The organism is Streptomyces sp. NPDC093225, from assembly GCF_044753805.1.
Taxonomy (GTDB): Bacteria; Actinomycetota; Actinomycetes; order Streptomycetales; family Streptomycetaceae; genus Streptomyces.
On sequence record NZ_JBIVNX010000007.1, the window covers coordinates 91,466 to 104,172 of the forward strand.

Genomic DNA, 12,707 nt, shown 5'->3' on the forward strand with positions numbered 1-12,707 from the left:
TCCGGGCGGGGCGCGTGGGGTGCGCCGCCGCCCGGAGGGGCCGGACGGGTCAGGAGAGTTCGGTGCGCAGGGTCCGGGCGGCGGTCACCAGGTGGTGGAGGGAGGCCCGGGTCTCGGGCCAGCCGCGGGTCTTGAGGCCGCAGTCCGGGTTGACCCACAGCCGGTCCGCGGGGAGGGCGGCGAGGCCGGCCCGGAGCAGGTCGGTGACCTCCGCGGCCGAGGGGACGCGCGGGGAGTGGATGTCCCAGACGCCCGGTCCGGCCTCGCGGGGGTAGCCGGCGCCGGCGAGTTCGCGGGCCACCTGCATGTGCGAGCGGGCCGCTTCGAGGCTGATCACGTCGGCGTCGAGGTCGTCGATGGCCCGCAGGACGTCGCCGAACTCCGCGTAGCACATGTGGGTGTGGATCTGGGTGTCGGGCCGGACGGCCGAAGTGGCGAGGCGGAAGGCCCCGGTGGCCCAGGCGAGGTAGTCGGCGCGGCGCTCGGCGCGCAGCGGGAGGGTCTCGCGCAGGGCGGGTTCGTCGACCTGGATGACGGAGGTGCCGGCGGCCTCCAGGTCGACGACCTCGTCGCGCAGGGCGAGGGCGACCTGCCGGGCGGTGTCGGCGAGCGGCTGGTCGTCGCGGACGAAGGACCAGGCGAGCATGGTGACGGGCCCGGTGAGCATGCCCTTGACGGGCTTGGGGGTGCGGGACCGGGCGTACGTCGTCCAGCGGACGGTCATCGGGGCCGGGCGGGAGATGTCGCCGGCCAGGATCGGCGGGCGGACGTAGCGGGTGCCGTACGACTGGACCCAGCCGTGCCGGGTGGCGAGGTAGCCGGTGAGCTGCTCGGCGAAGTACTGGACCATGTCGTTGCGTTCGGGCTCGCCGTGGACGAGGACGTCGAGTCCGGCGTCCTCCTGGAAGGCGACGACCTCGTCGATCTCGGCGGCGATGCGCTTGTCGTACTCGTCCTGGCCGATCCGGCCGGACCGCAGGTCGGCGCGGGCCGTCCGCAGGGCCGTGGTCTGCGGGAACGACCCGATGGTCGTGGTGGGCAGCGGGGGCAGGCCCAGGTGGGCGCGCTGGGCCGCGGCGCGTTCGGGGTACGGCTGGGTGCGGCGGGCGTCGGCGTCCGTGACGGCGGCGGCGCGGGCGCGCACGGCGGGGTCGCGCGTGAGCGGGGAGGTCGCGCGGGAGGCCAGGTCGGCCCGGTTGGCGGCGAGTTCGGCGGTGACGGCGGCGGTGCCGCGGGCCAGGCCGCGGGCCAGGGTGACGATCTCGCCGGTCTTCTGGCGGGCGAAGGCGAGCCAGCGGCGGATCTGCGGGTCGACGTCCCGTTCGGCGGCCGCGTCCAGCGGCACGTGGAGGAGCGAGCACGAGGCGGCGACGTCCACGCGGTCGGCGAGTCCGAGCAGGGTGCCGAGGGTGGCGAGGGACTTCTCGTGGTCGTTGATCCACACGTTGCGGCCGTCGACCACGCCGGCGACCAGGCGCTTGCCGGGCAGGCCGCCGACGGCGGCCAGATCGGCGAGGTTGGCGGCGGCCGGGCCGGTGAAGTCGAGGGCCAGGCCCTCGACGGGGGCCTTGGCCAGCACCGGGAGGGCCTCGCCGAGCCGGTCGAAGTAGGAGGCGACGAGCAGCTTCGGCCGGTCGGCGAGGGCGCCGAGCTCGCGGTAGGCGCGGGCGGCGGCGTTCAGGTCGGCGGGGGTGCGGTCCTGGACGAGGGCGGGCTCGTCGAGCTGCACCCAGGTGGCGCCGGCCGCCTTCAGGTCGGCGAGCACCTCGGCGTACACGGGCAGCAGCCGGTCGAGCAGGGTGAGGGGCTCGAAGTCGGCGGGCACCCCGGGCGCGGGCTTGGCGAGCAGCAGGTACGTGACGGGGCCGACCAGCACGGGCCGCGGGCTGTGGCCGAGGCCGAACGCCTCGGCGAACTCGGCCGTCTGCTTGGCCGAGTTCGCGGCGAACACGGTGTCCGGACCCAGTTCGGGCACCAGGTAGTGGTAGTTCGTGTCGAACCACTTCGTCATCTCGAGCGGTGCCGCGTCATCGGTGCCGCGGGCCATGGCGAAGTACCCGTCCAGCGGGTCGGCTTCGACGGCGGCGCGGTGCCGGTCGGGGATCGCGCCGACCATGACGGTGGTGTCGAGGACGTGGTCGTAGTACGAGAAGTCGCCGGTCGGCAGCTCCGCGAGGCCGGCCTCGGCGAGCTCCCGCCAGGCGGTGCGGCGCAGTTCGGCGGCGGTGGCGTGCAGGGCCGCGGCGTCGGTGCGGCCCTTCCAGTAGCCCTCGACCGCCGTCTTCAGTTCCCGGCCCCGGCCCTGGCGGGGGTATCCGTACACAGTGCTGGTCACAGCACTCTCCTTCGCGAGTGTGTCTCCTGGGTCCGGTGACGGACGGGAGCGCGAAGGGACGACGGGAGCGGGCCCCCGGCCGCGGGCGCGCAGGGGTGCGCGCGGCGGCGATCGCCCGTCTCTTGTCCTCCGACCCACCCACGAGGTCACCGGAGCGTCCGCGCGCGGCATCGGCCGGGCGCGGGCAACGGGCAGGTCTTCGGACTCGCGGGCACGCCTGCCGGTCTCCCGGCGGGCACCTACTGGCCGTCGCTTCCCGGGCCCTTGCCGGACCCAGTGCGTATGACGGCGGTCGTTCCCGCTCACCGCTGCGGGGCAGTCCCGGATTCCCACCGGGTTCCCTCTTACGACGCATCCCGTCTGGCGGACGGGGCGAACCAGCTGCTGGGGCCAGGGTATGCGGTCACGCCTCAAGGACGCCTAAAGATCAGCGAATTCGCTGCGGTGGCGGCTGCGGGTGCTTGTCGAGGGGTGGGTTGGGGGTGTGGCAGCGGGGGCGTGCCGGATGTACGCCTTGGGTTGGGGTGGGGTGTACGCCAGGTGGGTCTCGGCGCCGATCCCTGGTGTATAGGCGGCCGGTGGCGGGGTGGGGTGTGTGGCGGCCGTCCCGTGGTGTGTGGGTCCCCTCGGCGCTTGACCCGGCATGGCCTGCAGGCCCTGCGGCAGGCCCACCCCTGGGGCAAGGGGGCTGCGCCCCTGGCCTTCGGCCACCCCAGGCCCGGGCCTGCCTCCGGACCAGCCTGCCATACCGGCTCAAGCGCCTCCCCCACACACCACGGGACGGCACTCTCGCGAGGTGGGGACCGGGCCCGCGCAGCGGACCGGCCCGGCACGAGGCTGCGGACCGGCCTGGCGACCTCAGCCCAGGAGGGCGTACACCGTGGAAGCCCGAGCCGCCGGCTCCTCCTGCCCCTCGGCCGTCATGGTGATGTCGGCGAACGCCATGCGCTTGCCGAGCTTGGAGATGTCCACCCGGACCAGCAGGTCGGCGCCGACGACCGGGCGTTGGAAGGTGGTCGACTGCTGGACGGTCGTCATGGGCCCGTACCCGCCGCGGGCCGCCGAGACGGCGATGACGGTGGCGGTGTCCGCCGCGGCCATCATGGCCTGACCGGACAGGCCGCCGCCGTCCCGGGCGAGGGCGTCGGACCAGGGCAGCCGCAGGACGGCGTGCCGCTCGCCGGTCTCGGCGACGGTGAGGCCGAGGGCGAGCACCCAGGGGGCGAAGTTGTCGGTGAGGATCTTGTCGGCCTCGGCCGTGGTCAGCGTCACGGGTCGATTGTGGCGGCCCGGTGCGGGCCGCCACAACACCCGTGCCGGTGCGGGTCAGAGCCCCGCGGCCAGCTCCGTGCCCTGGCGGATGGCGCGCTTGGCGTCGAGTTCGGCGGCCACGTCGGCACCGCCGATGAGGTGCGCCCGGACGCCGGCCGCGGTGAGCTCCTCGTAGAGGTCGCGGCGCGGCTCCTGGCCGGTGCACAGGACGACGGTGTCGGCGGGCACGGTGCGGGCCTCGCCGTCGACGGTGATGTGCAGGCCCTCGTCGTCGATGCGCTCGTACGTCGCGCCGGCGACCATGGTCACGCCCCGGTGCTTGAGCTCGGTGCGGTGGATCCAGCCGGTCGTGGTGCCCAGGCCGGCGCCGACCTTGGTGGTCTTGCGCTGGAGCAGGTGCACGGTGCGCGGCGGGACGGGCCGCTCGGGCGTGCCGAGGCCGCCGCGGGCGCCGTAGGTGGTGTCGACGCCCCAGTGGCGGAAGTACACGGCCGGGTCCTGGCTGGCGCCCTCGCCGCCGTCGGTGAGGTACTCGGCCACGTCGAAGCCGATGCCGCCGGCGCCGACGACCGCGACCCGCTCGCCGACCGGGGCGCCGTCGCGCAGGACGTCGAGGTAGGTGACGACCTTGGGGTGGTCGACGCCCTCGATGTCGGGGGTGCGCGGGGTGACGCCGGTGGCGACGACCACGTCGTCGTAGCCCTCGGCGGCCAGCGCGGCGGCGTCGGCGAAGGTGTTCAGGCGGACGTCGATGCCGTGGAGTTCGAGCTGGGTGGCGAAGTACCGGACGGTCTCGTCGAACTCCTCCTTGCCGGGGATGCGGCGGGCGATGTCGAGCTGGCCGCCGATGTGGCCGGAGGCCTCGTAGAGGGTGACGGAGTGGCCGCGCTCGGCGGCGGAGACGGCGCAGGCGAGGCCGGCCGGGCCGGCGCCGACGACCGCGACGCGCTTGGCGGTGCGGGTGGGGCCGAGGACGAGCTCGGTCTCGTGGCAGGCGCGCGGGTTGACCAGGCAGGAGGTGATCTTGCCGCTGAAGGTGTGGTCGAGGCAGGCCTGGTTGCAGCCGATGCAGGTGTTGATGGTCTCGGGCCGGGCGGCCGCGGCCTTGGCGACGAAGTCGGCGTCGGCGAGGAACGGGCGGGCCAGGGAGACCAGGTCCGCACGGCCCTCGGCGAGGATCTCCTCGGCCTTCTCGGGGGTGTTGATGCGGTTGCTGGTGACCAGGGGGATGCTCACCGCGCCCATCAGCTTCTGCGTGACCCAGGTGAACGCGCCGCGCGGGACGGAGGTGGCGATGGTGGGGATGCGGGCCTCGTGCCAGCCGATGCCGGTGTTGATGATGGTGGCGCCGGCGGCCTCGATCTCCTTGGCCAGCCGCACGACCTCCTCCAGCGTGGAGCCGCCGGGGACGAGGTCGAGCATGGACAGGCGGTAGACGAGGATGAAGTCCGGGCCGACGGCCTCGCGGGTGCGGCGGACGATCTCCAGGGGGAAGCGGACCCGGTTCTCGTACGAGCCGCCCCAGCGGTCCTCGCGCTTGTTGGTGTGCTCGGCGGTGAACTCGTTGATCAGGTAGCCCTCGGAGCCCATGATCTCGACGCCGTCGTAGCCGGCGGACTTCGCCAGGCGGGCGGCGCGGACGAAGTCCTCGACCGTCTCCTCGACCTCGGCGTCGCTCAGCTCGTTCGGCACGAAGGGGCTGATGGGGGCCTGGACGGCGCTCGGGGCGACCAGGTCGGGGTGGTAGGCGTACCGGCCGAAGTGGAGGATCTGCATCGCGATCCGGCCGCCCTCGGCGTGCACGGCATCGGTGATGACCCGGTGCTCGGCGGCCTCCTCCTCGGTGGTGAGGCGCGCCCCGCCCGGGAAGGGGCGACCGCGGTCGTTGGGGGCGATGCCACCCGTGACGATGAGGCCGACGCCGCCGCGGGCGCGTTCGGCGTAGAAGGCGGCCAGCCGCTCGAAGCCGCGCTCGGTCTCCTCGAGCCCGGTGTGCATCGAGCCCATGATCACGCGGTTCGGCAGCGTGGTGAAGCCGAGGTCCAGCGGGCTCAGCAGGTGCGGGTACGGGGTCATGGGGGCGCCTCCTCGCGCGGTGTCGTACACCCCGTTGTACCGGCCGGTAACCCATTATGCAACTAGGTGCACAACCCCCTTCCAGGGCGGCGCCTCCGGCATTCGCCGAGCTCAGCGGGGCCGACGGGGCCCACGCGGACGACCGTGTGACCCCTGATACAGTCCGCAGCCGCACGCATTCGCGGGGCGGACGTGCGGCGGGGGCGCCGGGTACGTCCGGTCCCGCCCGTATCGCCCAGGGGGGCCCATGCCGCACCGCCGTACGCCCAGACGCCTGCTGGCCGTCACCGCCATGACCGCCCTCGCGGCCACCGCCGGCCCGGTCGCCCTGCCGGCGACGGCCGCTCCTGCCGGCGAGGTGGCCGGGACCCGGGCCGCCGACGCGGCGCAGGCCGCGACCGCACTGCCGCGGATCGCACCCGGTGCGCGGATCGTCAGCGCCGGCCCCGGCGGGTTCCTCACGACGGACTCCGACCACGAGAAACTGACGTGGACCCGCTATTCCGGCGGCGCCACCACGCGCATCGACACCCCGGTGGCGGGCCCGCTCCGTCACGGCGCCCTGTCCGACACCGTCGCCCTGCCGCCGTCGTCCGGCGGGTCCCTGAGGCTGCGCGACATGGACACGGGCGCCGAGACCGAGCACGACCTCACCCGCCTCCGCTACGGCTACCTCGGCACGCTCGGGACCACGATCATCGCGTACGGCTACCAGGAGGCGCGCAAGCCGCTGGTCCACCTGCTGGACGCCGCCGGCGGGACCGCGGCGGACCGCACGGTCACCGGCCTGCCCGAAGGCGCCCGCAACCTGAGCGTGGAGGCCTACGCCGACGGCGCGTTCGTCCTCCAGTACGCGACCGGCGACGAGGGGTACCCCGCACTCCACCAGGCGGTGGTCGACGTGGCCGCGGGCCGCATCACGGACACCTTCCGCGTCGGGGAGGCATGGGGCGAGGTCGCCGTTTCCGCCACCCACCTCGCGTGGACCGGCTGGGCGAAGGGCGCGCAGGGCGGCGTCCTGCGCCTCGCCGCACGCGGCTCGTCCACGGTGACGCAGCAGACCCTCGGGGGCCACGACAGCCGCGTGGTGGGACTGCTCGACGGCTGGTGGCTCTCCGGCCAGCGGACCGGCATCGACAGCGGTGACAAGTACAACGACTACGGCCTGTACGCCGCCCCGTTGGGCGGGGGACCGGCCAAGCGGCTGCTGGCCCACGCGAGTTCCGTCGTACCGGGTCCGGGCGACACCCTGCTGGCCGTGGGCGGCACGCTGACCCACGGGGAGGGCCTGTACCGGATCGCCAAGGGGTCGGACGGCACCCCGCGCGCCACCCCGGTCGCCACGTCCGACCGGCCCACCCGGCTGACGCTGCTCGACACCGACGTCCCGGCCGTCACCCGCCTCGACGGGCGGGCGTCACTGCGCATGCGGTGGCGGCTCTCGCGGTCGAACGCCTGGGTGCGGATCGAACTGCGCCACACGGCCACGGGTGAGACGTCCTACCTCGACGAAGAGGAATTCGAGCCGGACGAGAACGGCTGGGTGACCCTCGACTGGGACACGATGGTCCGCCACCGCCAGGCCCCGAACGGCGCCTACACCTGGACGCTCAGCGCCACCCCGGACAACGGCATCGGCCCGGCCCTCACGACCGGCGGCGGCTTCACCGTGCGCCGCTCCCCCGCTCCCCACGACTTCACCGACGACGGCACGCCCGACCTGTACGGCCGCACGCGCGTCGGCCAACTGATCGGGGACAACACCAGCCACCGTCACGGGGAGGTGGAACCCGCGGGAGACGAGGAGGCCTACCTCGGCGACGCCTGGCGGAAGTACACCGCCGTCGCCGTCGCCGGAAACGCCGGCGGCAGCGCGCACGCCGACCTCCTCGCCCGCGACGCGGCCGGCGTGCTGTGGCTGTACACCGGCAAGGGCGACGGCAAGGTCGCGAGCCGCAGCAGGATCGGGTCGGGCTGGAACGCGTACGACGCACTGGCCGCCGGCAGCGACCTGACCGGCGACGACCGGGCCGACCTGGTCGCCCGCGACAGGGGCGGCGTGCTCTGGCTGTACGCGGGCACCGGCTCCGCCGCGACGCCCTACAAGGCCCGCAAGCGGATCGGCGCCGACTGGGGCGGGTACAACGCGCTCACCGCCACCGGGAACATCGCCGGGGGCGCCCCGGGCGACCTGCTGGCCCGCGACAAGGCCGGTGTGCTGTGGCTCTACCGGGGTCGCGGCGACGGCACCTTCAGCGGCCGGACCCGGATCGGCGGCGGCTGGAACGCGTACACGGACCTGGTGGGCTGGGGCGACGCGGACGGGGACCGCAGGCCCGACCTGTACGCGCGCGACGCCGCGGGCCGGAGCTGGTTCTACCGCGGTACGGGCGACACGGCGGCACCGTTCGCGCCGCGGCGCGCGCTGGGGTCGTTCTTCACGGACCAGCCGTACACGCACGTCTACTGATCCGCCCGCGCGCGGCCGTGCGCCGGGCCGCGCCCGGAACCGCGCCCCTGCGGCCCGCGTGCGCCCTTGGCGGGTGACGGAGGGCGTCAATAACGTCACGGAGAGTACTCGATCGTATCCAGGCAGTCACATGCAGGGGGGATACATGAAGACGACGAAGGCTCTCCGGCGTTCATTCGCCCTCGCGGCCGCGCTGGCCGTGTTGACCGTGCTACCGCTCGGGGCGGCGACGGCCCGGGCGGGGGCGTCCGGACCGCTGTCCGCCGAGTCCGTGGCGGGGATGACCCCGCAGCGGCAGGCCGAGGTGCTGGAACCGCTGCGGGTCGCCGCCGACGCCGCGGCGCGGGCGGGGCGGGGCGCCCTGGCCGATGTCTACACGCAGGTCGAACTGGCCGCCGACTACCGCTCGGTGAACGTCTACCTCACCGATCCGGGCCGGCGGGCCGCCCTCCTCGACGCGGTCCGCCGGACCGCCCCCGGGGCGGACCCGCGCCTGCTCACCGTACGGAAGGCCGCGAAGTCGGCTGCGCGGCTGCGGCAGGAGATCGACGCGCTGCGCGCCCGGCCCGACCTGCCCTTCACGATCACGCTGGCCGCCTCCGCGGTCGACGGCAGCGCGGTCGAGCTGGCGGTGGACGACGCCCCGGCCGCACGCCGGTACTTCGCCTCACCGGCCGTCGCGCACCGGCGGGCGGCCGAGGGGGCGGCGCCGGTGCGGGTCCGGCGGGCGCCGGCGGCGGTGCCGCTGAGCCGGTGGAACGACTCCGCCCCGTTCTACGCCGGGGCCGCGCTCGGGCCCGCGTACGGCTCGTCCGCGTACTGCACCAGCGGCATCCCGGCGGTCAGCACCTGGGACGGCCGGCAGTGGCTGGTCACGGCCGGCCACTGCTACAACGCGGGCGACACGGTCGCGACGGCCGGCGGCACGTACGTCGGCCGGGTGGAGTACAAGCTGCCGGAGATCGACTCGGCGTTCATCGAGACGCCCACCTACCGACGCACGTGGGACGGCGTCGACGCCAACGGCTACACGCGCTACCTCAACGGCGTGCGCAACGTGGCGGTCGGCGACTTCACCTGCCAGCTGGGCTACAACTCCAAGGTCGTGTGCAACATCCGTACCGTGTACGCGGGAAACGCCAGCTGGAACGTCAACGGCACCACCGTGTGGGGAAGTTACGGCGTCCCCCACTCGGGCGGTGTGGTCGGGCGCGGCGGTGACAGCGGCGGCCCGGTGATCTACGTCAACGACCCGGACTCGCGGCAGCTGAACGGGATCGTGAGCGTCGGGTTCGGCTGCGACCCGAACAAGGTGTGCAGCACCGGCCTGGGCTGGGTCGACGTGGCGAACATCTTCAACCGGTTCGCCATCAAGCTCAACCCGTCCTGACACCCGTACGCCCGGCACGCCCCGGGCCCCGGACGCCGGCCCCGGCGGGAACCCCGCCGGGGCCGGCGGCGTACGAGCCCCTCAGGCCCTGCGCAGGCGCAGCGTCACGATCTGGAAGGGGCGCAGGGCCAGCCCCACCCGGCTGCCGGCGACCGAGGTGACGGCGGAACCCTCCGCCCCGGCGTCCAGGGGCCGTTCGAGGAGGTCGGTCGCGGTCGCGGCGACCAGGTCGAAGCCGGCGGTGAGGGTGGCCGTGGCACGGCCGCCGAGGCACTCGTACAGCCGGACGACCACGTCGCCGCCGCGGTCCTCGGCGAGCTTGACGGCCTCGACCACCACCGCGTCGTCGTCCACGGCCACCAGGGGTTCGACCGGGTGCGCGCCGCGGACGGTGCGCTCGGGGAGGTTGAGCCGGTGGCCGTCGCGGACCGCGTCCCCGATGCCGGCGCCCGGGGCGAGGGAGTAGCGCAGGGTGTGGGTGCCCCGGTCGGTCTCGGGGTCGGGGTAGCGCGGGGCGCGCAGCAGGGACAGTCGCACGGTGGTGGTCTGCCCGCCGTCGGGGCGGACGTCGCGGGTGACGTCGTGCCCGTACGTCGAGTCGTTGAGCACCGCGACCCCCCAGCCGGGCTCCTCGGCGTGGATCCAGCGGTGGGCGCAGATCTCGAACTTGGCGGCCTCCCAGGAGGTGTTGGTGTGGGTGGCCCGGTACACGTGCCCGAACTGCGTCTCGGCCGCGGTCCGGTCGGCCTTCACGTCCAGCGGGAAGGCGGCCTTGAGGAGCTTCTCGGTCTCCTGCCAGTCGACCTCGGTCTCGATGTCGAGGACGGCCGCCCCGGCGCGCAGCGTGAGGGTCTGCACCGCGCGGGAGGCGCCGAAGGCCCGTACCACCCGGACGGAGGCCCGCTCGGGGCCGGCCTCGACGAGCTCCAGGGACTCGGCCCGGTCGAGGTCGGTGACCGTGTGGCGGTGGAACTCCTCGATGTCCCAGGCGTCCCACATGTTGGGGAAGTCGGAGTGGATCTGGAGCAGGTTGGCCGCCGCGCCCGGGGCGACCGCCTCCCGCCCGGCCGCCAGGTCGTGGGCGGAGACGACCAGGCCGCGGGCGTCGATCTCCACGACCAAGCGGTCGTTGGCGAGCACGTGCCCGCCGCCGTGCCGCTCCTCGGCCGTCACGGGGGCGGCCGGCGGGGCGGGGACGCCGGCTCCGCCCGCGGGGACTCCGCGCCGGGCGTGCGGGGCGCAGTTGAACACGAGCTCGGTGTCCCCCGGTCCCGCGAGGGCGGTCTGGGCGGCCAGGGTGAGGGCGGCGAGTTCCTCGTGGACGGCGGCGTGGGTGGCGCGTGCCTCGCGGTGCACCCAGGCGATGGAGGAGCCGGGCAGGATGTCGTGGAACTGGTGGAGCAGCACGGTCTTCCAGATCCGCTCCAGGTCCTCGTACGGGTACGCGTACCCGGGCACCCGTACCGCGGCGGTGGCCGCCCACAGCTCGGCCTCGCGCAGCAGGGACTCGCTGCGCCGGTTGCCCTGTTTGGTCCCGGCCTGGGAGGTGTAGGTGCCGCGGTGCAGCTCCAGGTACAGCTCGCCGGCCCACACGGGGGCGTCGGGGTACTCGGCGCGGGCCTGCTCGAAGAACGCGGCCGGTCGTTCGACGGTGACGCGCGGGGAGCCCTCGAGGTCGTGCAGGCGGTGGGCCCGGGCGAGCATCTCGCGGGTGGGGCCGCCCCCGCCGTCGCCCCAGCCGAACGGCACCAGGGAGCGCGAACCGCGGCCCTTCTCGCGGTAGTTGCGGGCGGCGTGGGCGAGTTGGCTGCCGCCGAGGTCGGAGTTGTAGGTGTCGACGGGCGGGAAGTGCGTGAAGATCCGGGTGCCGTCGATGCCCTCCCACCGGAACGTGTGGTGCGGGAAGCGGTTCGTCTGGGACCAGGAGATCTTCTGGGTGAGGAACCAGTGCGCCCCGGCCAGCTTCACCAGCTGCGGCAGGGCGGCGGTGTAGCCGAAGGAGTCGGGCAGCCAGACCTCGCGGGTCTCGATGCCGAACTCGTCCAGGAAGAACCGCTTGCCGTAGAGGAACTGACGGGCCATCGCCTCGCCGCCGACCATGTTGGTGTCGGACTCCACCCACATGCCGCCGACGGGGACGAACTGGCCCTCGGAGACCTTCTTCTTGATCCGCTCGAACAGCTCGGGCCGGTGCTGCTTCATCCAGTCGAGCTGTTGCGCCTGCGACATGGCGAAGACGAACCCGGGGTGCTCGTCCATGAGTGCGAGCACGTTGGCGCAGGTTCGGGCGACCTTGCGGACGGTCTCGCGCAGCGGCCACAGCCAGGCGGAGTCGATGTGGGCGTGCCCGACCGCGCTGATCCGGTGGGCGGAGGCGTGGGCGGGCGAGGCGAGGACTCCCGCGAGCCGGGCCCGGGCGGCGGCCGCAGTGCCGGGGACGTCGCCGAGGTCGAGGGCGTCGAGGGCGTCCTCGACGGCGCGCAGGACCAGGTGGCGGCGGGCCTCGGTCTCGGAGAGTTCGGGCATCAGCTCGGACAGCACGTCGAGGTCATGGGCGAGCTCCCGGACCTCCGGCTCGACGACGACGAGGTCCGTCCGGCCCAGCCGGTAGAGCGGGCGGTCGCCGCTGGTCAGCCGGTCGCCCTCGGAGGTGGGTGCGTGGGCGGTGAGGACGGGGTTGGCGGCGGCCTCGACGTACCACTCGACCCGCTCGCCACCGCGGACGGGGTCGCCCACCGGAACCCAGTCGTTGAACGGGTTGAGGCCCTTGACCTCCCGGCCGTCGGCCGAGAGCACCAGGCCCTCGCACTGGAAGCCGGGCGTCATGCGGTCGAAGCCGAGGTCGAGCACGGCCTCCACGGTGCGGCCCGCCCAGGCCGCCGGGACCGTGCCGGTGATACGGAACCAGGTGGTGCCCCAGGCCGGTCCCCACCGGTCGCCGGGTGCCGCCGGCCGGTACGCGGCCGCCAGGCCCTCGGCCACGGGCACCGGCTCGCCGGGGGCGTCCCAGCGCTCGACCGCCAGCGGGACGGAGGCGGAGTGGACGGCGGGCCGGACGCGCTCGGTGAGGACGCGGCGGAGTCGGTGTTCGACGATGCTGCGGTCGTCGTGCATGACGGCGGCTCCCGGGAAGGGGTCGGATACGGGCGGGTGCGGGCGAGGTG

Annotated in this window: 6 protein-coding genes and 1 riboswitch; of the genes, 2 read left to right on the forward strand and 4 right to left on the reverse strand. The window is 74.4% G+C overall.

Translation table 11 applies throughout. From position 1 onward, the window contains the following. Window positions 1–49 precede the first annotated feature (49 nt). From metE to ACIQCH_RS09455, 3 genes are all read right to left on the reverse strand, one after another. The gene (metE, locus tag ACIQCH_RS09445; RefSeq protein WP_402579687.1) at window positions 50–2,335 is read right to left on the reverse strand and encodes a 5-methyltetrahydropteroyltriglutamate--homocysteine S-methyltransferase; all 2,286 of its coding nucleotides are present in this window, start codon (window positions 2,333–2,335) and stop codon (window positions 50–52) included. Between the two features lie 186 nt (window positions 2,336–2,521). Continuing rightward, window positions 2,522–2,717: riboswitch (cobalamin riboswitch) on the reverse strand. 476 nt (window positions 2,718–3,193) lie between these two features. Then, window positions 3,194–3,607: a PaaI family thioesterase gene (locus ACIQCH_RS09450; RefSeq protein WP_402579689.1), complete on the reverse strand. Its 414-nt coding sequence runs from the start codon at window positions 3,605–3,607 to the stop codon at window positions 3,194–3,196. A 54-nt stretch (window positions 3,608–3,661) separates the two neighbouring features. Next, the gene (locus ACIQCH_RS09455) at window positions 3,662–5,683 is read right to left on the reverse strand and encodes an FAD-dependent oxidoreductase (RefSeq protein ID WP_402579691.1); all 2,022 of its coding nucleotides are present in this window, start codon (window positions 5,681–5,683) and stop codon (window positions 3,662–3,664) included. 247 nt (window positions 5,684–5,930) lie between these two features. On the opposite strand from ACIQCH_RS09455, the gene ACIQCH_RS09460 reads away from it, so the two are divergent. Then, window positions 5,931–8,153 (forward strand): FG-GAP repeat domain-containing protein, encoded by a 2,223-nt coding sequence (locus ACIQCH_RS09460; RefSeq protein WP_402579693.1) that lies wholly within the window; start codon window positions 5,931–5,933, stop codon window positions 8,151–8,153. A gap of 145 nt (window positions 8,154–8,298) precedes the next feature. Beyond that, window positions 8,299–9,543: a hypothetical protein gene (locus ACIQCH_RS09465; protein WP_402579695.1), complete on the forward strand. Its 1,245-nt coding sequence runs from the start codon at window positions 8,299–8,301 to the stop codon at window positions 9,541–9,543. Between the two features lie 81 nt (window positions 9,544–9,624). On the opposite strand, the gene ACIQCH_RS09470 is transcribed toward ACIQCH_RS09465, so the two are convergent. Beyond that, window positions 9,625–12,657, reverse strand: a complete 3,033-nt coding sequence (locus tag ACIQCH_RS09470) for an alpha-mannosidase (RefSeq protein WP_402579697.1) — start codon at window positions 12,655–12,657, stop codon at window positions 9,625–9,627. Window positions 12,658–12,707 lie beyond the last annotated feature (50 nt).

Coding starts and splice junctions, on each gene's coding strand:
- ACIQCH_RS09455 (WP_402579691.1), bottom strand. CDS start 5,683: ATGACCCCGTACCCGCACCTGCTGAGCCCGCTGGACCTCGGCTTCACC.
- ACIQCH_RS09460 (WP_402579693.1), top strand. CDS start 5,931: ATGCCGCACCGCCGTACGCCCAGACGCCTGCTGGCCGTCACCGCCATG.
- ACIQCH_RS09465 (WP_402579695.1), top strand. CDS start 8,299: ATGAAGACGACGAAGGCTCTCCGGCGTTCATTCGCCCTCGCGGCCGCG.
- ACIQCH_RS09470 (WP_402579697.1), bottom strand. CDS start 12,657: ATGCACGACGACCGCAGCATCGTCGAACACCGACTCCGCCGCGTCCTC.